The following is a 25,975-nucleotide window of genomic DNA, read 5'->3' on the forward strand; positions in this document are numbered from 1 at the left end:
CCTTTCTGTCAGCCTTTTATTGAAGATTTAGAGCATATATGGGAAAATCTAAAGGTAATGTTCAAATGTTACATTAAAATAATCTTTAACACTAAGGGGATGTACAATGAAAATAAGAGAATTTACGTTGACCACCGTCTTTTTAGCGATTATTTTATTATTTGCACTTACACCAATTGGATTCATCCATTTAGGTGTTATTAAAGCAACGATAATCCATGTCCCGATTATTATTGCGTCCATTCTATTAGGGCCGAAAATTGGAGCATTTCTAGGACTCGCATTTGGCATTTCGAGCGTTGTTACGAATACGATGGCGCCAACTCTATTATCTTTTGCCTTTTCACCGGCCATTCCGGTATTAGGGACAAGCCACGGAAGCATGTGGGCGTTGTTTGTCGCTATTGTTCCAAGGGTGATGGTGGGGGTTCTTCCACATTATCTTTATCAGTGGCTTCAAAAAGTGCTGCGAAAAGAAAAAATGTCTTTGTTTTTAACAGGTTTGTTCACCACTGTTTTCCATACGTTTTTCGTCATGGGATCAATCGCGCTCATTTTCTATGATGCCTATTCGAAGGCTGTAGGTGCAGATAATATGAGCGGCGTTATCCTTGCAATTTTGGCGGTGTTTTTCTCAAACGGCATTGCCGAAGCGATTCTGGCTGCTTTTGCTGCATCGCTCGTTGTGCCGCCGCTATGGAAAGTGGCAAAAAAATATAAATGAAATGGGAAAGGGATTTATGTTCCTTTCCTTTTTATTTGATACACATAAAAACCTTTCCTTTTCCAATGATTTTCCCAATCCGGCTTTCCTCGACTTTTTCTTCTAACAGTACCTCATAAAATTTGCCGTCCCAAATGACAAAGGGTAGGACCAATTAAGAGCGTGGACAGAAGAAGCAATGAAAAAGATTATTAAACATTAAATAGTAATTTTTTTCATATACTTATCTCTCCATTTTGTTTATAAAAATTACTAAAGATTTCAGAAAAGAAATTACAAACAAGCTTACTAATATAAATTTTTTTGATGAATTGCGTTAATTCCTTTCAAAGTGACATCAAATCTATTAAAATATGTAAGTGCGTGTGGTTATGAATGAAGGAATAGATGGAAGAGGTCAGTCGACAACGTTCGGCTGGCCTCTTCTTATTGTAGAAAAAAGAATGAATATTGAATTATTTCCCGAGAAATGTCTATTTGAATTGTCGAAGATTTGAGGTTTATGCATATACCTTTTAAAATAATTTTGTATAAACGGAAGAATTAGGAAAAATATACTTTTTTTCCTTTACATTTTTAATTTACAGAATAAAATGAAAATTGTGTAGTTCTAAGTTGTGAAATTGCAACGTTTAAAAAACACATTTACAAAATGCATTAACTTCGTCTAAATATGATAAAATCTATAGGATTAATAGATTTTGGTATCGATGTATAGTAGAACAAAATTACCATAATTCGCTTTAGACAAAAGGGGGAACAAACATGGCAAGGCAGAAAGAGATTTTTATTGCTTTTTTTCGTTCCGGCATTTTAGGATTTGGGGGCGGCCCATCTTCTATTCCTCTCGTAAAAAAAGAAGTGGTGGATATATATAAGATGATGACTGACGAAGAATTTGCAGATGTGTTAGCCATCGGAAATACCTTGCCAGGTCCCATCATAACGAAAATGGCCGGATATATTGGCTACCGTGTAGGGGGATGGATTGGATTAATCAATGCGTTATTTGCCACTATTCTTCCAACGGTCATATTAATGATTCTTTTCCTTACGACCCTTAATCAATTCAAAGGGTTTGATTTTGTGAAAGGCATGACTAATGGAGTAGTTCCTGTTGTAGCTGTCATGCTTGGGGTGCTTACTTGGGATTTCTTGAAAAAATCAAAGAACGCTCTTGGTTGGAAAATAGGCAGTATTCTTTTGTTTGCTTCTATTATAGGAATTTTGATCCTTCAACTGCATCCGGGCATAATCATTGGGTCATTGCTCGCTGTTGCATTGCTTCTTCCAGTGAAGAAGGAGGGCAATGAATGATTTACATACAAATTTTTTTAGCCTTTTTCTATCCAGGAATTTTAGGTTACGGTGGAGGGCCGGCTTCCATCCCATTAATTGAACATGAAGTGGTAGATAAATATGGATGGATGACGACGACTGAGTTCAGTGAAGTGTTGGCTTTAGGAAATGCCTTGCCTGGACCCATTGCGACAAAAATGGCCGGTTATATCGGCTATGAAGTGGGAGGCATTTTCGGAGCGATTGTGGCCTTGTTGGCAACAGTGGGTCCCTCTCTATTGGCAATGCTCATTTTACTCAATATTTTGTATCGTTTTCGCCAATCTCCTCGGGTGGAGAGATTGTCTAGTTTCGTATTGCCAGCGATTGCAGTATTGCTTGCAGAAATGACCTTTGACTTTGTGAAAACTTCTTATGACATGATAGGATTCATTGCTTCAATCTTGCTCATTATAGGAGCATATGTAGCTCTTGAAAAATTAAAAATTCATCCTGCTTATGTAGTGATGATAGGTCTTATAATCGGCGGCCTTTTTTTATAAAAATATGGAAAATGATGATGAGATTAGAAGCATCCAAATTAGAAAACTTCTATCTTTATCTTTTTTACAGATGAAAATAGTATCATAATTAATAATATGTTGATAAGTTATGTTTGTTTTGAGTAGTAAAAAAGTTTATAAAAAAATCACCGTAACATTTAAAATAAGTTAAAGGTTGTATATAATAAATATAATAGTTTGGAAAAATATTGGATACTATCGAAGCGAACGTGTATTTTATAGAATGTGGTGAGATTGGTGAGATACATGAATCATTTACGATTTAAATTTCTGGTAGGCATGGTCGTTTTATTTATATTAACTTCCGCACTAATAGCAATCATTAACTATATACATCTAAAGGAGCAAACAAAAGAGGAAAATGCGTTAATCTTAAATCGCATTGAACAAACGATAATAGATTCTATCGAAACCTATGAAAAAGCCATTCAACTCCTAGATACCAACACCGCTACGACCATGCAGAAAAATACGGAAAAAATAATAGCTTTATATAAGGAAAATCCAAATTTTGATGAATGGGATTTCCAAAAACTATTTCATGAGCTGGGTATGCATATTTATATCATCAACGAAGAAAACGTGATTACCCATAGCAGTTACCAAAAGGATATCGGACTTGATTTTCGACAATGTTGTCAGAAACTCGCGTCTATATTAGATGAACGAAGAAAGTCTGGAGAGTTTTACCATGATGCGATGGATATTGAACAGCAAACGGGGGATGTAAAAAAATTTAGCTACATGGCAACCCCTGATAAAAAATACATTATCGAATTAAGCTACAACTTAAATGATAATAAAGTTTTCAATGCCTTTAACTTCTTTCATACCATTGAAGAATTAAAAAGTTTATACCCCTATATTCACGATATAAATGTTTTAAATTTCGGCGGATTAGCTTTAGGAACGCCGATTTCAGAAAGACGTTTAACGGATAAAGAACGAGAAGCCTTTGAGAAAACCCTTAAATCCAAAAAAACAGAAGAAATAACAGGGGATTGGAAAGGCAAACAAGCTACTTTCCGCTACATCTATTACGATTCAATTTTTAATGAAGATCAAACGCAAAATAAAATTGTTGAAATCATCTATGATAAAAAACTTTGGAGCGCCAATTTGGACGAGTATCGAAAAATGTTTGTCATTCAAATTCTCATCATAATAAGCTTTATTTTAGTGCTTTCGTTTGCTGTTGCACGACCTATGTATTTGGCTTATCATGACCGGCTAACAGGCCTTGCTAATCGTTCCGCTTATGAGGATTTATTATCATCAGTGAAAGCGAAAAATGGCATGAAAACAGCCTTTCTGATGATTGATTTGGATTATTTTAAAGAAGTCAATGATGAACTGGGACATCAAGAAGGGGATATAGTGCTGAAACAAGTGGCTGAAATTATCCGCTCGGCAATCCCGAAAAATGCATTAGCCTACCGTTATGGAGGAGACGAATTTGTAGTTATTCTAAATTCAATAACGATTGAAGAAACAGAAAAAGTGGCTTGCAACATTATTGCCAAAATAAATGATTTTGTTGAACAAAATGAAGATGTGAAAAACCTAGGAGTATCTGCAAGTATCGGCATTTCATTCTGTCCGGATAATGGAAATAATAAAAATTTGCTCTACGAAAAAGCGGATGTTGCATTGTATGAGGCAAAGAAAAAAGGGAAAGGCCAATATGCCATCTTCCAAAATAATCAATCATCATAAAGCTTGGCGTCTAAATTTGTTGGGCGTCTTTTTTTTATCTACAACATAATTTGAAGTGTATAATTAAATAGATTATTAATTAGAAAGAGGAGCAACGATCATGGATTTACGCCATCAAATCGAGCAGTATATTCCTTATAATGCCCAGGAAGAAAAGGACAAAGAACTAATTCTCCGCTATATGGATACATTCGACAATTTATTAACCCGCGATAATGAATTTGCACACTTCACAGCTTCTTCCTGGGTAGTGAATAAAGACCGCACAAAAGTATTGATGGTTTACCATAATATTTATCAATCTTGGTCTTGGGTTGGAGGACATGCGGATGGAGATGCCGACTTATTAAGAGTAGCCATCAAAGAAGCAAAAGAGGAGACAGGCTTAAAGCAAGTGACGCCCGTTTTAGACGATATATTTTCCATTGAAATCTTAGGAGTGGCCGCTCATGAAAAAAGAGGAAAACACGTGGCGACCCATGTGCATTTAAATGCAACTTTTTTGCTGGAAGCGGATGAAGGAGAAATATTGCACATTAAGCCTGATGAAAATAGCGATGTAAAGTGGTTTTTGCTAGATGAAGCAGTGGAAGCAAGCACGGAGAGGGATTTGCAAGTGGTATATCGCAAATTGAACGAAAAATTGCGTTTATTGCAGAAGAAATAGTTCGTTTTATAGAAAATGTTATGCTATAAAAAATAAAAAGAACCGCACAATGAAATGCAGTTCTTTTTTATGGAGCATACCGGGCTCGAACCGGTGACCTCTACACTGCCAGCGTAGCGCTCTCCCAGCTGAGCTAATGCCCCATCTACATAGTATTATAAGGATTTTTTTGAATTTTTCAATAGGATCTAAATGCTAAAATCAATTATTTCTGTATAATGATAATTTTTTTCTATTATATTCATAAAAATCTTTTATTAGACGAATGTACCATTCCTCCTTACAATTAAAATTAAGGGATTTGTTCATAAAATGTTCAAAATCCAGAAAAAAATGATTTTTCTGTTTACGAATTTATAAAGGAAATACTAAAAAATTACTATATATACGAGGTGACTTGTTGATGGAAAAAGACTTAAGCCAATTTATAAGAAACAAAGCATTTTTAGACAAAATCGTTTCTGCTGAGGAAGCAGCATCTTGGATCAAAGATGGCATGAACCTTGGTATGAGCGGATTTACTTTATTTGGTGAACCCAAAGTGTTCCCGAAAGCACTTTCAGAGCGCGGCAAAAAAGAAAAATTCAAAGTGAATGTGTATACAGGTGCTTCTTTAGGTCCAGCTGCTGACCAAGCAATGGCTGAGGCTGATATTGTGAACTTGCGTGTTCCATATCAAGCAAACCCTGTAATGCGTAAGAAAATCAATTCCGGCGAAATGTATTATATTGACCAGCATTTATCTCATACAGCGGAAGAAGTAAGAAAAGGCACTTTAGGAAAAATCGACTATGCAATTATTGAAGCAGCAGCGATTACAGAAGATGGGCTTATTATTCCAACAGGTTCTGTAGGTAACTCGCCAATTTTCGTTGAAAAAGCTGAAAACGTTATCATTGAAGTAAACATTTCTGCTCCTAGAGCATATGAAGGTTTACATGACATTTTTATCCAGAAAGAACAAGGTGAACGCAAAGACATTCCACTTTACAAAGTTGATGACCGAATCGGCGAAATTGGAATTCGCGTAAATCCAGAAAAAGTAAGAGGCGTTATTATTTCTGAAGAGCCGGACATTCCTTCGCCTCTATTGGAACCAAATGAAGAAACACAAGCAATTGCAGACCACTTGATTGACTTCTTAAATAAAGAAGTGGAAGAAGGAAGATTGCCAATTTCATTAGCTCCACTACAATCAGGTGTAGGTTCTGTAGCTAACGCAGTTCTTAAAAATATGAAAGACGCACAATTTAGAGATGTAGTTGTGCACTCTGAGGTATTGCAAGATGGTATCTTCGACTTAATCGATGCAGGTATCGTGAAATTCGCTTCAGGTACTGCGTTCTCATTATCTAAAAAACGTGTTGATTCCTTAGCAGAAGACTTAGAAAAATATAAAGGTAAAATTATGTTCAGACCACAAGAAATTTCGAACAATCCAGAAGTAATCCGTCGATTAGGTGTTATCTCATTCAACACTGCTTTGGAAGTGGACATTTATGGTAACGTAAACTCTACTCATGTGAGCGGTACACATATTATGAACGGTATCGGCGGTTCTGGAGACTTTGCGCGTAATGCAAGAATTACAATTTTCGTAACGCCTTCTTTAGCAAAAGGCGGAGCAATTTCAGCAATTGTTCCATTCGTTTCTCATGTTGACCATACAGAACATGATGTAGACGTAATTATCACTGAACAAGGTTATGCAGATCTTCGCGGACTTCCTCCAGTGAAGAGAGCAGAAAAAATCATTGAAATTGCTCACCCAACATACAGACCTCAATTGCGTGCATACTTTGAAGAAGCGAAAGAAAAAGTGGGTGGTCAAACACCTCATATCTTAGAAAAAGCCTTCTCCTTCCATCAACATTACAAAGAAAAAGGTACAATGTTGTTTGAACAACCAGAAGAAGTAAAATAATGTAATAAATTGGGGTTACGTGTCGCAACACGTAACCCCTCTTTTTATATTTTTATTAAAGTTTTGTGCTGAATTTGAAGTGAATGATTCAAATTTTTAGTTTTTAACGATTACATACTGGTTGGAAAGTTTAAAGCATATGTTTTAATATTGAAACTCAAAATTGTTATAATTATAATATGTTACTAATCATACCAAAAAACTTGAATATGAAATTTATAAATTTCACTATTCAGCCATAAAAATATGAACAAAGAGCAAACGATATGTAAATGTTGGAAGTCCTTATTGACGATGATATATTTTTTTTATTAATGTTTTAGTGAATATGAATATTGAGGCGAAATTTTATGAACCAAGAATTATACTTTTCCTTTTGCAAACTGATGGATGAGTTAGGTAGAAAAGACCATATTACATTTAATCACTCTAGCAGAGTAGCAAAAATCGCCATGTTTTTTGCTAAAGAATTAGGTTTGTCAAAAAAAGAAAGACAAATGTTAGAAGTCGGAGCATTGCTTCATGATATTGGAAAAATTAAAATTGATGGGGCTATTTTGAAAAAAAGCGGAAAATTAACAAAAGAAGAATTTGATGAGGTTAAAAAACATCCTTTATATGGATTTGAGATTCTAGAAAATTGGGGTATATCCAAAGTAATCTCCCAGCTTGCTTTATATCATCATGAACGTTGGGATGGAAATGGTTATCCATACGGTTTAGCAGGGGAAGAAATTCCTTTCCTTTCAAGGCTATTAAGTTTAGCTGATACTTTAGAAGCTATGACAGGAATACGCCCATATCGCAAACCTTTCACCTGGAAGGAAGCGTATATCGAAATTGATAATAACGCTGGAACCCAATTCGACCCGCAATTAGTGAAAGAGTTTTTAAAGTGTATGGAAAAGAAAGAGTTGTTGTCGATTATACCGAGCCTCTAAATTAATAAAAACGGAATTCCCGTTTCACTAAAACCTGCTATTTCAATAAGATAAATATAAAACAACCACTTTTGCTTTGGAACTTTGTGAAGTGATGAGTATTCCACAATGAGGTGTACAAAGTGCAAAAGTGGTTTTAATTTTTTGGAGGAGAATGAAAAGATTTTGGATCTATGGATTATAAATTCGGTTAGTATTGAAAAATATATCGGCGAATGATATATTTATATCAACAGACGATATATCGGAAGGCGATAGGTGGTAATAAATGAATGAAAAAACGCCGTTGACTGAAGGAGTTTATTATATTTTGCTCGCATTGTACGAACCAAGGCATGGATATGGAATTATGCAATATGTATCTGAATTGAGCAAGGGGAGAGTGGAACTGGGTCCTGGCACAGTTTACGGAGCTATTAAGTCGCTTTTGAAACGAAAATGGATAGTTCCTATTGATGAGGAAGGAAGGAAAAAGGAGTACGTAATAACAGATGAAGGAAAACGAGTTGTGGAGGCGGAAATCAAGCGGCTGGAAGAATTGTATCATAATGGGCAACTGATCACCAAAGGGGGAAAATCAGTATGAGAAAAGTAAAATATCGCATATTTCTGGACTATGACAAAGAAGAAAAATGGGTGAATGACATGGCGAAGGAAGGATGGCATCTAGAGAAGTTTTCAGTGGGTCGTTTTGTATTTGTGAAAGGGGAGCCTGGTGCATTCATATACCGTAATGAGTATTTGGGAAACTTATCGGAAGAGGAAAAAGTAGAATATTTCGCGCTACTCCAAGACAGCGGTGCTACAATTGTACATGAATCCTTTAACTGGATATATGTAAAAAAACCTGTGAATGAAGGTCCGTTTGAACTGTACACAGATGCAAGCTCAAAGATTGACTATTATAATCGTCTCTTAAATAGTTTACTCATTGTGTTGATCGTGAACATTGCGGGTGCAACCATTAATTTTTCGATAATGGGCTTGTCAAACAAGGGAGTTTTTAATTTAGGTGCAGGAATTTTGCATCTATTGGTGGCAGCACTGATATGCATCCCGATGGTGAAAATAGATAAGAATAAAAAGAAATTAAAAGAACAGTTATTTGAGTGATTGCTTGTGCGTGCCTCTTCCACAGTAGGAAGGGTTCTTTTTTTATGCTGAGAGGATAGGCTGAAGCAGATAAAATACTTTCTTTGCTTTAATCGATATAAAATAGGAAAAATCTTTTTCGATTAAGAGTGACTTATTCATGTAGCTTGTGTGAAAAGCGTGATTGGATGTTTGAGAAGTTTCAGTGGAAATTAAGATAATAAAGATAGTGAAACAAGGTAACCACGTCAGAACAGGAGCAAGAAAATGGAGTACTATAAATTTTTAAGACAATACGTTGGAACAAAACCTTTAATTTTGCCGGGCTCGGTGGTCATCATCGGCAATGGCAAGGGAGAAGTGCTGTTGCAAAAACGCCCGGAAGGCAGATGGGGGCTACCAGGAGGCTTGATGGAGCTCGGGGAAAGCTTTGAAGAAGTAGCGGAACGGGAAGTGCGGGAAGAAATTGGCCTCGAGATCCGAAATTTGCAACTCCTGCAAGTCTTTTCAGGAAAAGAATTTTACACTAAAACCCCAAACGGCGACGAATTTTACAGCGTCACTGCTGTCTTTTACACCGAGGAATATGAAGGAACCCTTCAATTCCAACCATCCGAAACCCTCGAAGTCCGCTTTTTCCCTATGGATCATCTGCCGGAGAATATGGTGGGGAGTCATGGGAGGTTTGTGGGAGTGTTGAAATGTTTAAAGTAATGTGTGTTATGAAATAAAATTGAATATTTGTTAAAGGAACGTCAAAATAGGCGTTCTTTTTTGTTATGCAGTATTTCTATCAAGGCTACTTAAAATAATTTAGAAAATAATAGAAAGTCAAAAAGGTAGGATTATCGTCAATTTCAATTGACCTTTACTCACTCTAGCATCCAATAGTATAATTTATTGATATTGGGTTAGTATTTCGGTATTTAGATACTAACTTTGAGGAGCTGAAATTGATGGACAATGTACAACCCTTTTTAAAATGGGCTGGTGGAAAACGACAATTACTACCTGAAATCAGAAAATACTACCCAGAAAAATATAATACCTATTATGAGCCTTTTGTTGGTGCTGGTGCTGTATTGTTTGATTTGAAACCGACAAATGCAGTTATTAATGATACGAATGAAGAATTGATAAATGTATATAAAGTAATTAAGGATAGAGAAAAGCTAGAATTATTAATAAATGACTTGAATGCACATAAAAATGATCCTGATTACTACTATTACATTAGGAATTTAGATAGAGAAGAAGCTTATAAGAATCTTCAAGATTATAAAAAAGCAAGCCGGTTTATTTATTTGAATAAAACTTGTTTTAATGGATTATATCGAGTGAACAGTAAAGGACAATTCAATGTTCCTTTTGGAAAATATAAAAATCCAGACTATGTAAATGAAGCTGTTTTGAGATCTGTTCATGATTTTTTAAATAACAATACCATAGAAATTTTAAATCAAGATTTTGAAGCGGCTGTAGAAAACGCATCATATGGTGACTTTGTTTACTTTGATCCACCATATCATCCGATTTCTAAAACTTCTTCGTTTACCTCTTATACTGATAACGGTTTTAGTGAAAGTGACCAAAAAAGATTAAGAGATACTTTTAATAGACTTTATGATAAAGGTTGTTATGTTTTACTAAGTAATTCTAATACAGAATTTATTCATGATATTTACTCTGAAATTAAAGGAATTCAAATAATAAAAGTTGGTGCAAATAGAAGTATAAATTCAAAAGCAGATAAAAGAGGGAAAATAGAGGAGGTTCTGATTATAGGAGATGGGAGAAAAAAAGACAAAGAACGACAAAGCTTGGGAGGAGTTATTCCAAAAATACAATATACTTAATGAAATAGAGAAAAATGGATTTTATGAGATCCTTGCAGATCAAATCCGTGAATATAGAGAACCGCGATTGATGTGTAAATTTGATCATAAAAATAATTTACCTGATATATTTGAGAAAAATAATTTAAACATCCTTCCTTTATCTACGAAATCCTATATCATTGGGGATTTTAAATTATTTGAAGATATAAAATATGATGAAAAACAGAAACCGCAGCAAATGAGTATCCCTGCATATATCGAAAGTGTTAAACCAACAGATTTATATAGTGAAGCTTCTGCATTGCATTGTGCATATATAACGGGAATGATCGATGATTTTATAAATGAGGAATCTATATTTGCGGTCAGTGGAAGAATGGGATCAGGAGATTTTCATTATAATGTTTTAAGCAGTGTAGGTACTTCTAAACAAATTAATGTGAGTGGAGCTCAAATTGAAATTGATGGCGGTTATGAAAGTCACTCAAACTTTGTTTTAATTGAAGCCAAAAAGCAGAAAGTTAAAAATTTTAATATCCGTCAATTATATTATCCATATCGGGTATGGAAAGGAAGAATCAATAAAACGATTAAACCGGTTTTCTTTACGATTTCTAATGATGTATTTTATTTTTTTGAATTTAAATTTGAAGATGATAATATATTCAATTCTATTTCTTTAGTTAAACAGAAAAGCTACACCGTGAATTATGAAAAAATCACACAACAAGATGTAGATTATGTAGTAAATAGAGCAACAACATTTGTTTCAGAACCTAAAGTACCATTCCCACAAGCAGATGATTTTACAAAGGTTATCGATTTACTTTCTTATCTTTATGAACGGGATATGACTAAAGATGATATTGCAGAACAACTAGACTTTGATAAAAGACAATCTGATTACTATTACAATAGTTGCCTTTATTTGGGATTAGCTAATAAGTATACGAATGAAGAAGGAACATTTGCTACATTAAACGATAAAGGAAGAGAAATAGTGCGTCTTCCTTTTAGACAAAAGCGATTAGCTCTTGCAGAATTAATTTTGCAACATGAGATATTTAAAGAAATATATGATAAGACTGTCACAGAAGGAGAAGTAAGTACAGACTACATTGTCAGTCGAATGAAACATCATAAATTATATAATATTAATTCGGAATCAACATTTAAGAGACGCGCTTCAACAATACGAGGTTGGGTTAAGTGGATAATGGAGTTGCCAAATGATTAGTTTTTCCATTTATATTTTGTGGGGCTAGTTAAAATAACTAGTTCTTTTTTTATTTATATATAGAACGTATGTTCTTTTTATATTATAATTGAAAAAAATGTAGGGGGTGGCAGATTTGTTAATGACGGTTCCTTCAAAAAATGGAAATATTTTAATTAGAGAACAAAGTGCTATTTACATAAGCAATATAATTGAACATAAAAAGGTAGAAGGAGGACCTTTCGTTAAATGGGCAGGTGGAAAATCAAAGCTAGTAGAAATTATTTTGAATATTGTAGCAAGACATATTAATTTAGATGAAATTGAACATTATATTGAGCCTTTTGTGGGTGGAGGAGCTATGTTTTTTTATTTGGCATCCCGTTATCAATTTAAGTCGTATACTATCATAGACATTAATTTGGATCTTATAAATGCTTATAGAGCAATTAAAGAAAATCCAATTTTGTTAGTAAAAGAAATGGATAAAATCCAAAATAAATATAATGATTTCTCATGTTTTAATGATAAAGAGATGTTTTATTATGAAATTCGAGATAAATATAATAACTATGCTAATAAAGAAAATTTATTTGAATTTATAGACTTTAACCGGGCGGCTCAATTTATTTTTTTAAATAAGTCCGGTTTTAATGGATTATATAGAGTAAATAAATCTGGTGATTATAATGTTCCATTTGGCAAAAAAGAAAAAATAAAAATTTACTGTATTTTGCAATAGAAAAGTGCAGAGAAATGCAATTAAAAATGCAGAGGTTTGCCACCCATTTAATTCCTTTTCGACAATGCGTGGGACAGTCTATAGTGAGAAACTAATAAACTAGCTAGAGCTTCTAATCGTTTTCGTCGAATAATTAAATTATCTACCAACAAAAATTCTTTAATTCTTCCCGGTAAATACTTATGATAGCGCGAATATTCTACAACCCTTGGTTTATGAATCCATGTTTTAATTATTGAAAGCCATGGTAATGCTTTTCGCTTTTTCATATATGGCCGATAGTCATCCAATAATATCTCCCCATTAGGTGAAACAATCTTTAATTGATCCCATGTTAATATCATTTGTAATTGACTATAGTTGCCACCCTTAGGGACATGAACCAACGTCTGATCCACTTTCACTTCATTATATTTGTTTACTTTAACAAGATGCTCTTTAAATACAGGATAGGGCTTTTCCGGTAATGCTAGAAGATAATCCCGTTCTTCCTGCCATAAGTCCTCAATACGTACGTTTTTGGCATAATGAATTCTATTTCTGTCCGCCTCTAATTTATGAAATAATTGATTAGTTAAACCCTCATAGCTGTCCATTATTGGAGCTGAAGTAAAAAAGTTATAGCGTATATATCCAACTTTATTCTCAACATTTCCTTTTTCATGGCCACTTCTTGGATTGCATACCTGCACATCAAAGCCATAATAATGCTGAAATTGAACAAATTCATCAGTTAATTGTGCTTCTTCATTTTTTGTCCTTTTTTTCTTCACAGCGGGGGTCAAATTATCGATTCTTATCCTTTTAGGTACTCCCCCAACCTGTTTAAAAAGAATATTGAGACCATGTAAGAAGCATTCTTGATTTTCAGCTGGTAACGGTACTGCAAATCCAGCATTACTATGAGGAAACGTCATAACTAAAGCATGAATATCCACAATTTCTCCATCTTGTACAGCTTCCATTACTCCAAAGTCTACTTGAGCTTCACCCGGAGGATGTTCTAATCTTTCATACCCTTTATCCTTTTCTTCTTGGTGAGTATTCATCCATTCAGAGATAAAGTAACAAACAGTACGATAAGAACCTTGGAAACCCATTTCCTTTAGTTCTTCAAATATTTGTTTCTTTGTTCTTCTTAATTTTTTCCTTAACTTTAAATCCTCAAAAAGCCAATCTGAAACAATTACTCCCCACTTTTCCTCATACATCATCCCTTTCTTTTTAAATGATTTCTGTTTAGGGAGTTGATCTTCATCCGCATACTTCTTAGCTGTTCGCCAATTAATTCCCATTGTTCTTTGTATTTCTGAAATAGATAAACCTTTGTTATTTCTTAAATGTTTGATACAATTAATATCAGACATTGCTAGCATCCTTTCTTACCTCCACTACCAATTGCTTGACACAATTACTGTAGTGGGACTTGGGGTGACTGGCAAGTCTTTTTTTGTTTATGCACAGAAATTTAGTGCAGGACTCTGCATTTTTCCTTTGCAAAGCTCTGCACTTTTATTTTGCCATACACAAATTTACGACGATAAAAATCTTTTAAAAGTTTACGAAGTGTTACAGAAAACAACTATTGTCCATGGGGATTATAGACAAATTGCAGATTATTTAAAAAGGAATACATTTGTATATTTTGATCCGCCATATAGACCGATATCGAATACCTCTTCCTTTACTGCTTATAATCATAATGGTTTTAATGATGAAGACCAAATAGCTTTGGCTCAATTTTGCATGCAACTATACATTCAAGGAATTCGTTTTGCATTAAGTAACTCCGACCCGCATAATACAGATCCATCTGACGATTTTTTTGACGATTTATATAAAGGATTTAATATTTATCGCATAAGTGCACCAAGACAAATTGCTGCCGAATCTAAAAGTAGGAATAGAGTGACAGAGCTCTTAATTGTGGGATAAATCTATCTAAATAAAAATGTTGGGTATACTTTTTGTTAAGAGAATATTCAACGTTTTTTTATATACCTCAGATAAATCTCTTATAATTAATAGATATCAAAAAGAGAAATTTGTTTTGCAATAATCATAGGGCACATTCACCTTGTTTTTGTTTGTTTAGTCACTTACCATTATAACGAAATTTGTGAAGGTGCCTATTTTTTATAAACTATAATTCTTTGAAAATCAAGGGTTAGGAATTTGAATTAACATAATAATATATATTAAAAAAATAACAAAAATATATTTAAGAATATTTTAAATATTAAAATAATAACAATTGAATAAAGGTGATGATGATTTTATTCATCCCAAAAGGCGGTTGTAAAACCACGAAATCAAATTAGCTACTTTCACATGATTTCAGCTAATCCATCTATTTTTCAGCAATGGTCAGTTGCAAGAGGTGGCTCAGACAATCTATAAGTCCTAAAATTTTATTATGCAATTAGTCATAACAAATTTACAAATTTATGAAATTAAATTAAAATATGATAATTCTACACCGATAAATAATGAAAAGATTTCCGTTTTTAACGTGCAAGAAACGTAAATAGTTAAGTATACTTTTAGGTAGAAACAATGCCGAAACCCGGAACTGCGATTTTTTCATTAATGGAAATAGTGTTTCTTTATATCATGGGGAACATTTATGGATATTTCAATCATATAAAAAAAAAGAGTATTATCTTTTTAGCCGATTGGCAGGATTTCATCAGGCTACCCTAGGTAATATCTTTTTCCTGAAAAGACCTCAATAACCCTCTCATCGTTCAAAGCAGCTTTCGAAAGTCGATTTCTTTTATCCATTGAAGGGGAGAAGTGAATGGAGTATAAACAATCTATAGATCCCGATGTATTGGAATTGGTATGGAATAATTCAACCGTTGCCTTGTTTACTGTTGATTATGAGGGGAAAATCTTAGTGGCGAATCCTGCCTTTACAAAGCTGCTTGGATGGAAACCGGAAGATTTTCAAACCCACGCTCATTTTCAAGATCAAAAGGAATATGCCCAATTAATAAGCACCTTAAAGAGCGGAAAAAATGTCCCGTTTTACATTACAAAACGAAAATGTAAAGATGGCAGAGTATTGGATATCTTGGCTTCCTATGGGATTGTAAATGATGGCGAAATACTGGCGGTGGGTGTATACAAAGACTTTATGGAGCAGATGGAAATTCAGCGGAAATTGGTGTTAAGCCAAGAATGTTACCGCAATTTATTGGATCATTTTCCTTATGCCATTTTTTTATTGGAGGACGATGCAATTATCTATACCAACCAGGCTGGCCTCCATCTTGTCGGTGCAAGCATTCAAGATGAGGTAATCGGATTGTCCATCGAGGAATTGCTGCCCCTGGAAGAATACCTCTCTTTAAAAGAAGGAAGTCAAACAACTGCTCTTTTAAAAAGGATGGATGGAGAATTCCTGTGGGTAGAAATGACGAAGAGGAAAGTTTTGTTTGAACAGGAATATGTAAGCCAACTTGTCATGAGGGATATTACCGAACAGAAAAATTATGAGGAACAATTAAAATATTTTGCCTATCACGATCCATTAACAGGTGTGTTCAATCGACTGTATTTTACGAATGAAATCAAAAAAAAAATCGAAGAAGCTAGCCGGAATAATTTTATGTTTGGCATCATGTTTATTGATTTGGATGATTTTAAAAAGGTGAACGATTCTTTTGGGCATGATGCAGGCGACCAATTATTAGTCAAATTTGCGAATCGTATAAAAAAGAATATACGGGAAGGAGATATTCTTTGCCGTATAGGCGGGGATGAGTTTCTAGTTTTGATAAAAAATATTCGAGGAAAGCAAACGCTAGAGAAAATTGCACAGAGGCTGCAAAATACATTTCAAGTGCCGTATCAGGTAGGGAATCATTCTATCGTTGTGACATCCAGCATTGGCATCGCCATATTCCCTCAAGATGGCATAGATGAAAAAACATTGATTAAACGTTCCGATCAAGCTTTGTATCAAGCCAAGAAACTAAGAAATGGATTTCAGTTTTATCAGGAATCGCAATAAGCGGAAGAGCATATTTCATTTTTGATAAAGGGAAATTCAGTCTTTTGAATACGGCCTTTTAGGCATATTTATCAGCATAGGATTCCATTCATCCCTCAAATCGTATATGATAAAGAAAACTTTGAAAGAAGCGGGGAAATCGTATGCACATTAAAATGGATGAAGAAGTAAAAAAGAGGATACGTTCAAAGGGCAATCAGTTAACCGTTCAATTGCTGGAAGTGCAAGGCTGCTGCGCTCCAACGGTTCAAGAACTTGTCGTATCATCATTTAAGCCGAAAAAAATGCAGCAATACCAGGAATTCATTGTAGAGGATATATCCGTCTATGTGCAAAAACCCCTTCTCATGAATGAAAAATTAACCCTTCAAATGAAGGGATTTGGCCTATTCAAGACAATATCAGCCAAAGTGGAGTAAAACGCCAGGGAAACATTCAAAAAGTTTCCCTTATTTCTTTTTGAAATTGCTTGAATGAATGGAATCTACTTCTTCGCCATTTAAACAAGTGGTGTAAATTTTGTTGTTTCCTTTCTTAGAAATTTTACTTGGCTTGAGCCTTCCGCAAATTTCGACCTTCCGCATTTCAGGCATTTTTTTGTTTCCATTTCCTCGACCGCCTTATTTTAAGTACGAAAAAACAGCCTGATGGTTTCAAATCATTTAGTAAAATCATGTATAAAAGAAGAAAATTGACGAACCCTAAAATAAAAAAATAGGGTGATTGGATGAAAAAACAGTGGGCAATTAAAATAATGTTCTTAAGCTTCTTCCTTTTTGTTACAGCTTGTGGAGATACAGCGGAACAAATGGATCAAAATGATGAGCAAAAAGAAATTGCAACAGAAGAAGAAACAGAAACGAAAGCTGCTGACGCCATCAAAGATGATACTGGCTCTGTACCGCTCCACTTAAAAATTGCAGAGAATCCAGCGTTCCCAGTGGGCAGCAAAGTGAAAATTTTTGCAAATCATATGGAAGGCATGAAAGGTGCGGAAGGTGTAGTAGTTGCGGTTTATGATACAACGGCCTATTCCATCTCCTATCGACCAACAACGGGTGGGGAGGAAGTGAAAAATTACAAATGGGTGATTCATGAGGAATTGGAAGGTGCAAGTGGAGCGCCGATGGAACCGGGAAGAGAATTGGTCATCAAGGCAAATCATGTGGAAGGAATGGAAGGTGCAAAGGCAACCGTTGAGTCGGCAGATGAAGGTCCAGTGTATATTATAGATTTCACAACAACTACCGGAGAAAAAGTGGAAAATTATAAATGGCTTGTGGAAGAAGAGCTGGCTTCTGTTGAAGAGTAAATCCGATTCCAAGCAGCAAAAAGGGGCGTCTGAAAATGACTTTTCAGACGCCCCCTTTCATTGGAATTCATTATAATGAATCAATAAATCGTTTAATGCGGATCATTGCTTCTTTTAGTTCTTCCATTGAAGTGGCATAGGAGCAGCGGATATGTCCTTCGCCGCTTTCGCCGAAGACATCGCCAGGCACGACAGCCACGCTTTGTTCTTTCAATAACCGCTCTGCAAATTCTTGGGAGCTTAAGCCTGTTGATTCAATGGAAGGAAAGGCGTAGAAGGCACCGCCCGGCATATGGCAAGTGAGCCCCATTTCATTAAAGGAATTCACAATAAAATTGCGGCGGAGCTTGTAGCTTTTCACCATTTTTTCCACATCTTCCTGACCGTTTCTTAACGCTTCAATTCCCGCATATTGCGAATTAGTGGATGCGCACATCAATGCATATTGATGTACTTTCAACATCTGTTTTGAAATTTCTTCTGGTGCGCAGACAAAGCCAAGTCGCCATCCCGTCATGGCAAATGCTTTCGAGAATCCATTGATTAGAATCGTTCTTTCACGCATACCTGGGAGGGAGGCCATGCTAGTGAATGTTTCATCATATGTAAGTTCTGCATAAATTTCATCAGAAATGACAAGTAAATCATATTTCTTCACAACATCAGCAAGGGCTTCCAATTCCTGTTTATTGAGAAGTGTGCCAGTAGGATTGTTAGGGAAGCAAATTAACAATGCTTTCGTTTTGTCCGTAATGGTTGTTTCAATTTGGCTTGGCAGGATTTTAAAATCATTTTCTTTTAATGCCTGCACTGGAACAGGTACTCCGCCAGCAAGGGTTACCATTGGACTGTAAGAAACGAAGCAAGGTTCTACAACAATCACTTCATCTCCCGGATCTAAAATCGTTCTCATCGCTGTATCGATGGCTGAACTTGCGCCAACTGTTACGATGACTTCAGAAGGGGAATATTCAACATGAAAACGATTTTTCACATAGTTCGCAATTTCTTCACGCAATTCTAAAAGCCCTGCATTGGGTGTATAGGAAGTATAGCCATCTTCAATCGATTGAATGGCTGCTTCTCGGACGTGCCAAGGAGTAACGAAATCAGGTTCACCGACGCCGAGGGAAATGACGCCTTCCATCCCTGCTGCTAAATCAAAAAAACGGCGAATCCCTGAGGGTTTTAAATCTCTTACGGTTTTTGATACATAGGATTTTCTTGTAGCCTTCATGTTATGACACCACAATTCTCTTATCTTTTTTCTCTTGTTCTAAAATGATTCCATCATGTTTGTATTTTTTCAAAATGAAATGTGTTGTTGTTGATACAACAGATTCCAAAGTGGATAATTTTTGGGATACGAAGTTGGCCACTTCATTTAATGTTTTTCCTTCCACAATGACAGATAAATCATAAGTGCCGGACATTAGATATACAGATTGCACTTCATCGTAGCGATAAATTTTTTCTGCAATTTCATCGAATCCAACGCCTTGTTTAGGGGTTACTTTCACATCGATCATCGCTCGTACGCCTTGATGATGGTCTACTTTCGTCCAATCAATCATTGTCAAATATTTTACAATGACTTGATCGTTTTCAAGTTTTTTTAGAATGGATTCTGTTTCTTCTACACTTAAACCCACCATTTTGGCAAGGTCTGCTGTTTCGATTCGTGCGTCCTTCTCCAATACAGCAAGAATTTCTAATTCCTTTTCATTTAATTCCATGGAAAAACCTCCAACTATAGCAGAGTTTAATTAGATTGTAGCACTATGAATTTAGAGTTCAAGATAAAACTAGAGGAACAAATAATTTTTTATAAAAATTTAGAAATATTTGCATAAAGTAATAAAAAGGTCTGTCAGTGATGAAAAAACTTCATTGATGTTTACTTATTATGTTGATTTTAGCTGTGTGCAATACAACTATATTAGCTAGGAAAAATTTCAAAGATAGTAGAGGAATGATGTGGAGATTTCTAATATTGTTTAGTCCTTGGAAGATGGGAGCGAAGAAGGGGAGGAAGTGAAAGAAGCATGTATTTCAGCTAACAAAAACAAAGAATGCAGGGGTGGAGATCTGGTTCCCTTTGATGTGGGAGGAGAATGACGAGGGTGGGCTCTTATTTTCTTCATTTATTAAAAATTTGATATTTTCTATTTTTAAGTAAAAAAATAATAGAAGTGTATTAGGAACGTTTTAAAAACGATCGAAAGGGAGTGAAAATGAATGGAGATGGCAGGATCAATCATAGGAATTGCCTCTGCCGTTGCAACTCTTGTATTTTGGGGAATTTTCTCCTTCGATAATCCTTACCAGGCGCCAAATTCAGAAGTGGTTGGCAACTTATTTGTTGCTGCTGTTATTCCTGCCGCCTTTGTGGTCATCGGTCAATTTTTGAAGCCCAAATGGTTTGTATTTGTCGCTTTCTTATCATCTCTTCCCATCGGAGTTTACTTTTTGCTGTCTTCTGGAATAATTCGCTGCTTTAGCCTTGTATCAGTAGGATATTTCATCAGTTTTTTATTCATAATCATTAATGAAAACAGAGAGAAAAGTTTTCATCCTATTAAATCCAACATTAAATAAACCGCAGTTCCCCAAATGAAAATGGCTGAGCATTTGTTGAAAAGCATTAAAAGACTTCCTGATTGATCTAATTTTTTAAAAAACGCACCAGCAAGGGTTAAACCGAAAAACCAAATCCAAGAAACTAAAATACAGGCAAAGGTAAATAAAAATTGTTCCGTTCCGACATATTTAAGTGCGCTTGTACCGATGACTCCCACCGTATCTAAATAGCATGGGGATTTAAGATGGAAACGGATAGAGCAAAAAGAATTTGCTTTTTTGCCGGCAAAGAAGTGTGGGTGTCATTGGTTTGGGGTTGGCTTTTCCAAATAGAGTATCCCATGTACAGTAAAAACATCACGCCCGCCGTTAGAAGTCCTGTCCGCAGCCATTCAAATTGCCATACGATGACGGAAAGCCCGAAAACGGCAAGTAAAATGAGCATTGTATCGCATATGGCAGCGGTGACGGCAGCGGGGAGAGCCCGAAACAGATTGGGCTGCATGGCGCCTTGAGAGAAAACAAAGACATTTTGGACACCCAACGGCAAGATTAGTCCAAAGGCTAAAAGAAATCCGTGTATAAGTGGCAGCATGGAAAGCATCTCCTATTTCAATCTATCATACTGTATTGCAGCGAAAAGAAAACAGCCAATTCAATGGATTTTTTTTGGATTCGCTGCCACTCCTAATTAAATGCAGATGGGAAACGGAGAATTTATTAATGAGGGAGCTGTCGCCTTCGTTGCTTCCCAAAGAATGAAAGGAAATGTCCAGAACGTGAAAACTTTCCAGACATCCCCATTTCTAATAGTAAAATTCTTTGGAAAATCTTTGCTCCTTCGGTGGTCACATTAAACGCGCCTCCTCGTTGCAATAGGGGCGTCTTAAAATGTCTTTTCAACCCCCCTTTATTACGTATTGCGAGGCTTTCTTACTTCAGCAGGCGGATTGTTGTGAATGGCTTGATTGAACTCTTTAGAATATTCTTCTCGTTGGATGGTTTTATTCTTCTCTTGTTTCTTTTTCTTGAAGCTTGTTTTGTTTTTCTTTGCCATATAGGTCACCTCCAAAAGTGTTGAATTTAATGTGCGTCAATTTGAACAATCTATTCCAGCAGCATATAAAAATTTTTAACATAGAGGTGCAACAAAAGGCGGTTTTTTTCGCTCATTTTTTTAAGTTCATGCCAATTGAAGGAAGAATGGAGATTTGTCGGGGAAACATAAATTGGCGGGTTGTTTATGAAATGGAGAAGCGAGAGCAAGCATCGAAACTCACTATCGAATATATCAGGGTAAAGCTCATACCAAAAGAAATCGGATATCGCGTTAACGAATCTACTGAAATAGGTACATTGGATGAACACGGGGTGCTCACAGTGAAAGATGATGGTTGCGAAGGCTGCCATAAACTAAATGAAATTCCTGCAGCCATCGAGTGGGGAAGGCAAATTAATCTCTTTACATTGCATTTGGAGGAATAAAAAAAGAGGGCTTGTCTAAAAAGTCCATAAAAACAGAGCGAATGGAGAAAACAATGAGTTTTTCCATTCGCTCTGTTTCCTTATTTTTGAAATTGGTTTGGGAATTCAATTCGTGCGGATGCCACTTCAATTCGTGCGGATGCCACTTCAATTCGTGCGGATGCTACCTCAATTCGTGCGGATACCACCTCATTTATACCTTATCTTCTTCAACTGGTGCGAATAAATACCATTTGTGCGGATACACTCTATGCATTGTGTATTAGTCGTAAAACAAAAAAATAGCAGCACAAACCTTAATCTAGGTTTGCACTGCTAGCAGTTTAATTAATCTTGTTTCATCATAGCAGCCATTTCTACATCTTTTGAACGCTTTAATGAAACTGATAAAAATGCAATCGTTAGTACGATAAAGGCAATCATATAGCCAATAAGAATGAAATTATTGTGCCATAAGAAGGAGATGTCTCCACTTGAAATAGTTGCTTTAAATGCTTGGATTGTGTAAGTCATTGGCAAGAAGGCATTAATTGGCTGCAATGCATATGGCAGCAATTCCATTGGGAACGTACCAGCACTTGTTGTTAATTGTAAAATCAAGATGATAATCGCAATGAAGCGTCCACTGTCTCCTAACAATGTCACAAGCATTTGAATCAATGACATAAAGACAAAGCTTACGATGATGGATGTTAGGATAAACAATGGAAGGTTTTCCACTTCAAGATTTAATACAAGTAACAAAATTAAGTCAACAAGCAATGCTTGAATCAAACCAACGATTGCTACAATGCCAAATTTGCTTGCAAACCATGTGACTGCATTTTTAGGACGAATTACTGGTCGTTTGAATTCAAACACAATGGAAAGCATTAGTGCTCCGACGAATAGTCCCAGTGACATAAAGTAAGGAGTGAAACCAGTTCCGTAGTTTGGTACTTCGTTGACTGCATCTTTATCAACAACAACTGGTTCCCCCATCATGTCATAAGTGTCTTCATTTGCCTTCACAGATCCTGCTTCTTCAGCACCTTCTGCAAGTTTGTCAGCAAGTTCGGTTGAACCATCCAATAATTTTTCTGTACCGGATGTTAATTGGACGGCGCCGTCAGAAAGTTTGCCAGCACCTTCTTGTAATTGGCCAGCACCAGATCGTAATTGTTGCATGCCTGCACTTAACTGGTTCGCACCGTTGTTTAAGTCAATAGAACCGTTATAAAGTTTGCTTACTCCGCTTTGTAATGTTTGTTGACCAGCATTGATTTGGTCAAGACCTGCAATCATTTGATTAAAGGCTGGTGCAGTTTGAGTTTTTAATTGTTCTTCAATGCCATTTGCTGAAGCAAGCAACTGGCTTGTTAAAGAATTTTCAAACTGCGTCAAACCTTGATTAAGTCCTTGGCTGACTCCTGCAGTAATTTGAGGCTCTAATTGAGCTTGTAATTGAGTTTTATATTGCTGTTCAACTTGTTCTTTTGTTGGTGAATTGCTTGCAAGTTGTGCCATAAAGTCAGCTGCTTGTTCTTCTGTCATAAAGCCATTTGCCACAAGGGCTGATTGAATTTGAGTAAGGGTTTGTGTTTGAGTCGCAACGGTTTGTTCAGCTAATTGACTGGATAAACCATTTACAATTCCAGCTGTAAGTTGTGAAGACATTTCGCTAGATAATTGAGTTTCTAATTGGTTAATGCCAGCGCTGATGTTTTGGACACTGCCTTTTAGTTTTTCAGAAATTCCCGAAGCAACTTGTGCTGGGAGTTGGTCTTTCATTTGTTTCAAACCATTTTCCACTTGAGATGTGCCATTTACAAGTGCTGGAAGATTATCATTCAACTGTTTTAGGCCTTCTTTTAATTGGCTTGAACCAGAGGCGATTGATTCAGAACCGTTAGCGGCAGAATTCATGCCTTCATTGAATTCAATCATTTTAGAGGCCAATGTAGCAAGGTTTTCACTTAATGTCTTGGAACCGTCATTTAGTTTCGCAATTCCTTCTTTTAATTGACCTGAACCATCGCTTGCTTGATTTAATCCATCCGCAAGTTCCGTGATGGAATCAAACATGGTTTCAGCATATGTTTCAATGATATTTTTTGAGATTTCTGCTTTTACTTCTTTCATTGCAGTTTCCCCAATTTGGGAAGAAAGAAAGTTGGTGCTTTCATTTGGAACATATTTGAGTTCTAATTTTTTTGGCTCATCATCGAGAATCGTTGTCGCATTTTCAGAGAAGTTTTCTGGAATTTCTATGAGCAAATAATAATCTCGATTTTCTAATCCTTTATAACCTTCTTCTTTTGAAACGACATGGAACGCAAATTTCTCACTATCTTCGAGTTTCTTGGCAAGTTCATCCCCTATATGTAAGGTTTTGCCTTCAAATTCAGCACCCTTATCGTTATTGACGATGGCAACAGGCAATTCATCTAAATTCGCATAAGGATCCCAGAATGCCCAGATGAACATTCCGGCATACATTAAAGGAACAAGCGCAACTGCGATAATCGAAATGAGAATTTTTCGATTGGAAAGTAGAAATTTTAATTCCTCCAAAAAAGACGAATTTTTCACATTGTTACCCCCTAAGAAGTGATGACTATTTTGTTCATTTGGTCATCTTCGAGTAAATGAATAAGGACATCCTATTGTATGTCCCATGAAATAAAAATTATGTTGATAAACCTTCAAAGAAGTACAGTCTAAATAGATTAGACAATTCTTCTTTACCGAGAGGAGGGTGTTGCTGTTCCCAATCAAAAATCAAAGCGACATATGTTTTTAGCATGATAAACGCGGTGATTTCAGGATTACATTCTTTAATTTCACCACGGTCAATGGCTTCTTGGATAATCCCTTTCATATAATCCACGATGGCTTGTTCAACTCGTTGAATCACATCCACCACCGCTTTTGTTCCAATCTCTTTTTCTTCCTGGAAAAGCTTGATGGTGAGTTGATGCGATTTTCGAAACTCTAAGAGCCTTAAAAGTACTCGATGAATATTTTCATCAAAGCGTTTTGTCGGATCAACAACTCGTTCTGCTTCATCCTTCATATGACGGATGAGAGAAGATACGATTTCATCTAAAATTTCTTCTTTGCTGTTGAAAAATGTATAGATGGTTCCTTTACCTACATTGGCAAGTTTCGCAATTTGATCCATTGTCGTTGCTTTATAGCCAAACAAAGAAAAGGATTTTTGAGCAGCTTCAAGTATTAGTTGCTTTCGATCGACTGCCAAGCCATTCACCTCCTATTTGCCCGAGATTGACCAAATGACAAAATTGGTCATTTGTTTCACGTACAGTAATATATCACTGTTTATCTTTTTTTGCAAGAGAAATAAAGTTTTTTATCATTTCTATAGTAAAAAAAGAGGAATAAAGGGAATGTTCATTTCATGAAAAAAATAAATTACGCCATCTCATCACACGGGAAAATAATCTTGCATCTTTCGCCATTTTTCCGTAGTACGGATGTTGATAAGGAGCTAAACATTGCTGGAATAAATCATCGCAATACCAGGAAGGTCCATATATGGAATAGCAAATATCATGCTGCATGCAACAGAAATCGACAGGATTTGTTGGGGCACCTGGACCTGAACAGCCTGGTCCACAATAGCGATAACCAGGGTAGCAGATGCCGAAAATGGATTTTCGCGGTCGGAACATCTCGAAGCTCCTTTCTGTTTTGTGTAGTTACTTTATTATATGAGAAAAATATAAGAAGCAACGGGCGCTCTATTTTTTGGGGAAAAGAGAAAGGATTGATTTCTTAATGGAGAAAGTGAACAATGGATTATTTTGCAAAAAAAGGTGGATGGGGCAAAGGATTTCGGTTTTTTAAAGAGGAGAA

At 35.8% G+C, this 25,975-nt stretch carries 26 protein-coding genes, 1 tRNA gene and 1 pseudogene; 19 read left to right on the forward strand and 9 right to left on the reverse strand.

Translation table 11 applies throughout. From position 1 onward, the window contains the following. Window positions 1–106 precede the first annotated feature (106 nt). The 5 genes from DKZ56_RS03855 (at window position 107) to DKZ56_RS03875 (ending at window position 4,969) form a co-directional block, all read left to right on the forward strand. The gene (locus tag DKZ56_RS03855) at window positions 107–724 is read left to right on the forward strand and encodes an ECF transporter S component (RefSeq protein ID WP_208651411.1); all 618 of its coding nucleotides are present in this window, start codon (window positions 107–109) and stop codon (window positions 722–724) included. A gap of 765 nt (window positions 725–1,489) precedes the next feature. Continuing rightward, a complete protein-coding gene (locus tag DKZ56_RS03860; protein WP_208651413.1) occupies window positions 1,490–2,041 on the forward strand; it encodes a chromate transporter in 552 nt (183 codons plus the stop codon). Beyond that, the gene (locus DKZ56_RS03865) at window positions 2,038–2,565 is read left to right on the forward strand and encodes a chromate transporter (protein ID WP_208651415.1); all 528 of its coding nucleotides are present in this window, start codon (window positions 2,038–2,040) and stop codon (window positions 2,563–2,565) included. The genes DKZ56_RS03860 and DKZ56_RS03865 overlap by 4 nt, the downstream gene beginning before the upstream one ends. Window positions 2,566–2,832: 267 nt before the next feature. Further along, complete coding sequence (locus tag DKZ56_RS03870) at window positions 2,833–4,302, forward strand: GGDEF domain-containing protein (protein WP_208651417.1); 1,470 nt, start codon at window positions 2,833–2,835, stop codon at window positions 4,300–4,302. A 100-nt stretch (window positions 4,303–4,402) separates the two neighbouring features. After that, entirely contained in the window at window positions 4,403–4,969 is a 567-nt protein-coding gene (locus DKZ56_RS03875; RefSeq protein ID WP_208651418.1) for an NUDIX hydrolase, read from the forward strand. A 70-nt stretch (window positions 4,970–5,039) separates the two neighbouring features. Here DKZ56_RS03875 and DKZ56_RS03880 read toward each other — a convergent pair. Continuing rightward, window positions 5,040–5,112 (reverse strand) — tRNA-Ala (locus DKZ56_RS03880). Window positions 5,113–5,372: 260 nt separating this feature from the next. Between DKZ56_RS03880 and scpC the strand changes: the two genes are divergently transcribed. The 8 genes from scpC (at window position 5,373) to DKZ56_RS03920 (ending at window position 12,722) form a co-directional block, all read left to right on the forward strand. Beyond that, complete coding sequence (gene scpC, locus DKZ56_RS03885) at window positions 5,373–6,893, forward strand: succinyl-CoA:acetate CoA-transferase ScpC (protein WP_208651420.1); 1,521 nt, start codon at window positions 5,373–5,375, stop codon at window positions 6,891–6,893. A gap of 350 nt (window positions 6,894–7,243) precedes the next feature. Further along, window positions 7,244–7,834: an HD-GYP domain-containing protein gene (locus DKZ56_RS03890; RefSeq protein ID WP_245989593.1), complete on the forward strand. Its 591-nt coding sequence runs from the start codon at window positions 7,244–7,246 to the stop codon at window positions 7,832–7,834. Between the two features lie 268 nt (window positions 7,835–8,102). Beyond that, window positions 8,103–8,420, forward strand: coding sequence for a PadR family transcriptional regulator (locus DKZ56_RS03895; protein WP_208651422.1), 318 nt, complete (start codon window positions 8,103–8,105; stop codon window positions 8,418–8,420). After that, a complete protein-coding gene (locus DKZ56_RS03900) occupies window positions 8,417–8,947 on the forward strand; it encodes a DUF2812 domain-containing protein (protein WP_208651424.1) in 531 nt (176 codons plus the stop codon). Before DKZ56_RS03895 ends, DKZ56_RS03900 begins: the two co-directional genes overlap by 4 nt. A gap of 246 nt (window positions 8,948–9,193) precedes the next feature. Beyond that, window positions 9,194–9,640, forward strand: a complete 447-nt coding sequence (locus DKZ56_RS03905) for an NUDIX hydrolase (protein WP_208651425.1) — start codon at window positions 9,194–9,196, stop codon at window positions 9,638–9,640. Between the two features lie 242 nt (window positions 9,641–9,882). Next, entirely contained in the window at window positions 9,883–10,782 is a 900-nt protein-coding gene (locus DKZ56_RS03910) for a DNA adenine methylase (protein ID WP_208651427.1), read from the forward strand. Then, on the forward strand, window positions 10,715–12,001 hold the full coding sequence (locus tag DKZ56_RS03915) for a type II restriction enzyme (RefSeq protein WP_208651429.1): 1,287 nt from the start codon (window positions 10,715–10,717) through the stop codon (window positions 11,999–12,001). Before DKZ56_RS03910 ends, DKZ56_RS03915 begins: the two co-directional genes overlap by 68 nt. Before the next feature lie 121 nt (window positions 12,002–12,122). Next, window positions 12,123–12,722: a DNA adenine methylase gene (locus tag DKZ56_RS03920; RefSeq protein ID WP_245989629.1), complete on the forward strand. Its 600-nt coding sequence runs from the start codon at window positions 12,123–12,125 to the stop codon at window positions 12,720–12,722. Between the two features lie 47 nt (window positions 12,723–12,769). Here DKZ56_RS03920 and istA read toward each other — a convergent pair whose 3' ends face one another. Then, window positions 12,770–14,098 carry an IS21 family transposase gene (gene istA, locus DKZ56_RS03925; RefSeq protein WP_245989594.1) on the reverse strand — a complete coding sequence of 443 codons (1,329 nt, stop codon included), beginning with the start codon at window positions 14,096–14,098 and terminating at the stop codon, window positions 12,770–12,772. A 55-nt stretch (window positions 14,099–14,153) separates the two neighbouring features. Here istA and DKZ56_RS03930 point away from each other — a divergent pair, with 55 nt between their 5' ends. The 4 genes from DKZ56_RS03930 to DKZ56_RS03945 all read left to right on the forward strand — a co-directional run bounded on the left by DKZ56_RS03930 (window position 14,154) and on the right by DKZ56_RS03945 (window position 18,052). Next, a complete protein-coding gene (locus DKZ56_RS03930; RefSeq protein WP_208651433.1) occupies window positions 14,154–14,657 on the forward strand; it encodes a DNA adenine methylase in 504 nt (167 codons plus the stop codon). An 865-nt stretch (window positions 14,658–15,522) separates the two neighbouring features. Then, window positions 15,523–16,740, forward strand: coding sequence for a sensor domain-containing diguanylate cyclase (locus tag DKZ56_RS03935; RefSeq protein WP_208651435.1), 1,218 nt, complete (start codon window positions 15,523–15,525; stop codon window positions 16,738–16,740). 143 nt (window positions 16,741–16,883) lie between these two features. After that, window positions 16,884–17,159 (forward strand): CC/Se motif family (seleno)protein, encoded by a 276-nt coding sequence (locus DKZ56_RS03940; RefSeq protein ID WP_208651437.1) that lies wholly within the window; start codon window positions 16,884–16,886, stop codon window positions 17,157–17,159. 308 nt (window positions 17,160–17,467) lie between these two features. Further along, window positions 17,468–18,052, forward strand: coding sequence for a YdhK family protein (locus tag DKZ56_RS03945; protein WP_208651439.1), 585 nt, complete (start codon window positions 17,468–17,470; stop codon window positions 18,050–18,052). 70 nt (window positions 18,053–18,122) lie between these two features. Here DKZ56_RS03945 and DKZ56_RS03950 read toward each other — a convergent pair whose 3' ends face one another. Both DKZ56_RS03950 and DKZ56_RS03955 read right to left on the reverse strand, forming a co-directional pair. Continuing rightward, the gene (locus tag DKZ56_RS03950; RefSeq protein ID WP_208651441.1) at window positions 18,123–19,289 is read right to left on the reverse strand and encodes an aminotransferase; all 1,167 of its coding nucleotides are present in this window, start codon (window positions 19,287–19,289) and stop codon (window positions 18,123–18,125) included. A gap of 1 nt (window position 19,290) precedes the next feature. Further along, a complete protein-coding gene (locus tag DKZ56_RS03955) occupies window positions 19,291–19,788 on the reverse strand; it encodes an Lrp/AsnC family transcriptional regulator (protein WP_208651443.1) in 498 nt (165 codons plus the stop codon). A 502-nt stretch (window positions 19,789–20,290) separates the two neighbouring features. Here DKZ56_RS03955 and DKZ56_RS03960 point away from each other — a divergent pair. After that, window positions 20,291–20,650, forward strand: a complete 360-nt coding sequence (locus DKZ56_RS03960) for a hypothetical protein (RefSeq protein ID WP_208651445.1) — start codon at window positions 20,291–20,293, stop codon at window positions 20,648–20,650. Here DKZ56_RS03960 and DKZ56_RS03965 read toward each other — a convergent pair. Beyond that, window positions 20,623–21,227, reverse strand: a pseudogene (locus DKZ56_RS03965) (LysE/ArgO family amino acid transporter). The gene DKZ56_RS03960 and the pseudogene DKZ56_RS03965 overlap by 28 nt on opposite strands. Before the next feature lie 318 nt (window positions 21,228–21,545). Next, window positions 21,546–21,689, reverse strand: a complete 144-nt coding sequence (locus DKZ56_RS03970; protein ID WP_208651447.1) for a hypothetical protein — start codon at window positions 21,687–21,689, stop codon at window positions 21,546–21,548. A 191-nt stretch (window positions 21,690–21,880) separates the two neighbouring features. Here DKZ56_RS03970 and DKZ56_RS03975 point away from each other — a divergent pair, with 191 nt between their 5' ends. After that, window positions 21,881–22,117, forward strand: a complete 237-nt coding sequence (locus DKZ56_RS03975) for a hypothetical protein (RefSeq protein WP_208651449.1) — start codon at window positions 21,881–21,883, stop codon at window positions 22,115–22,117. A 327-nt stretch (window positions 22,118–22,444) separates the two neighbouring features. On the opposite strand, the gene DKZ56_RS03980 is transcribed toward DKZ56_RS03975, so the two are convergent. From DKZ56_RS03980 to DKZ56_RS03990, 3 genes are all read right to left on the reverse strand, one after another. Beyond that, on the reverse strand, window positions 22,445–24,688 hold the full coding sequence (locus DKZ56_RS03980; protein ID WP_208651451.1) for a YhgE/Pip domain-containing protein: 2,244 nt from the start codon (window positions 24,686–24,688) through the stop codon (window positions 22,445–22,447). A gap of 97 nt (window positions 24,689–24,785) precedes the next feature. Continuing rightward, a complete protein-coding gene (locus tag DKZ56_RS03985) occupies window positions 24,786–25,358 on the reverse strand; it encodes a TetR/AcrR family transcriptional regulator (protein ID WP_208651453.1) in 573 nt (190 codons plus the stop codon). Between the two features lie 157 nt (window positions 25,359–25,515). Beyond that, window positions 25,516–25,791, reverse strand: a complete 276-nt coding sequence (locus DKZ56_RS03990; protein ID WP_208651454.1) for a Parvovirus coat protein VP1-like protein — start codon at window positions 25,789–25,791, stop codon at window positions 25,516–25,518. Between the last annotated feature and the right edge of the window lie 184 nt (window positions 25,792–25,975).

The organism is Ureibacillus thermophilus, assembly GCF_004331915.1.
GTDB lineage: Bacteria > Bacillota > Bacilli > Bacillales_A > Planococcaceae > Ureibacillus > Ureibacillus thermophilus.

Coding starts and splice junctions, on each gene's coding strand:
- DKZ56_RS03875 (WP_208651418.1), top strand. CDS start 4,403: ATGGATTTACGCCATCAAATCGAGCAGTATATTCCTTATAATGCCCAG.
- DKZ56_RS03900 (WP_208651424.1), top strand. CDS start 8,417: ATGAGAAAAGTAAAATATCGCATATTTCTGGACTATGACAAAGAAGAA.
- DKZ56_RS03955 (WP_208651443.1), bottom strand. CDS start 19,788: ATGGAATTAAATGAAAAGGAATTAGAAATTCTTGCTGTATTGGAGAAG.
- DKZ56_RS03855 (WP_208651411.1), top strand. CDS start 107: ATGAAAATAAGAGAATTTACGTTGACCACCGTCTTTTTAGCGATTATT.
- istA (WP_245989594.1), bottom strand. CDS start 14,098: ATGCTAGCAATGTCTGATATTAATTGTATCAAACATTTAAGAAATAAC.
- DKZ56_RS03935 (WP_208651435.1), top strand. CDS start 15,523: ATGGAGTATAAACAATCTATAGATCCCGATGTATTGGAATTGGTATGG.
- DKZ56_RS03920 (WP_245989629.1), top strand. CDS start 12,123: ATGACGGTTCCTTCAAAAAATGGAAATATTTTAATTAGAGAACAAAGT.
- DKZ56_RS03915 (WP_208651429.1), top strand. CDS start 10,715: ATGGGAGAAAAAAAGACAAAGAACGACAAAGCTTGGGAGGAGTTATTC.
- DKZ56_RS03950 (WP_208651441.1), bottom strand. CDS start 19,289: ATGAAGGCTACAAGAAAATCCTATGTATCAAAAACCGTAAGAGATTTA.
- DKZ56_RS03940 (WP_208651437.1), top strand. CDS start 16,884: ATGCACATTAAAATGGATGAAGAAGTAAAAAAGAGGATACGTTCAAAG.
- DKZ56_RS03890 (WP_245989593.1), top strand. CDS start 7,244: ATGAACCAAGAATTATACTTTTCCTTTTGCAAACTGATGGATGAGTTA.
- scpC (WP_208651420.1), top strand. CDS start 5,373: ATGGAAAAAGACTTAAGCCAATTTATAAGAAACAAAGCATTTTTAGAC.
- DKZ56_RS03895 (WP_208651422.1), top strand. CDS start 8,103: ATGAATGAAAAAACGCCGTTGACTGAAGGAGTTTATTATATTTTGCTC.
- DKZ56_RS03975 (WP_208651449.1), top strand. CDS start 21,881: ATGGAGAAGCGAGAGCAAGCATCGAAACTCACTATCGAATATATCAGG.
- DKZ56_RS03960 (WP_208651445.1), top strand. CDS start 20,291: ATGGAGATGGCAGGATCAATCATAGGAATTGCCTCTGCCGTTGCAACT.
- DKZ56_RS03910 (WP_208651427.1), top strand. CDS start 9,883: ATGGACAATGTACAACCCTTTTTAAAATGGGCTGGTGGAAAACGACAA.
- DKZ56_RS03970 (WP_208651447.1), bottom strand. CDS start 21,689: ATGGCAAAGAAAAACAAAACAAGCTTCAAGAAAAAGAAACAAGAGAAG.
- DKZ56_RS03905 (WP_208651425.1), top strand. CDS start 9,194: ATGGAGTACTATAAATTTTTAAGACAATACGTTGGAACAAAACCTTTA.
- DKZ56_RS03865 (WP_208651415.1), top strand. CDS start 2,038: ATGATTTACATACAAATTTTTTTAGCCTTTTTCTATCCAGGAATTTTA.
- DKZ56_RS03860 (WP_208651413.1), top strand. CDS start 1,490: ATGGCAAGGCAGAAAGAGATTTTTATTGCTTTTTTTCGTTCCGGCATT.
- DKZ56_RS03945 (WP_208651439.1), top strand. CDS start 17,468: ATGAAAAAACAGTGGGCAATTAAAATAATGTTCTTAAGCTTCTTCCTT.
- DKZ56_RS03870 (WP_208651417.1), top strand. CDS start 2,833: ATGAATCATTTACGATTTAAATTTCTGGTAGGCATGGTCGTTTTATTT.
- DKZ56_RS03990 (WP_208651454.1), bottom strand. CDS start 25,791: ATGTTCCGACCGCGAAAATCCATTTTCGGCATCTGCTACCCTGGTTAT.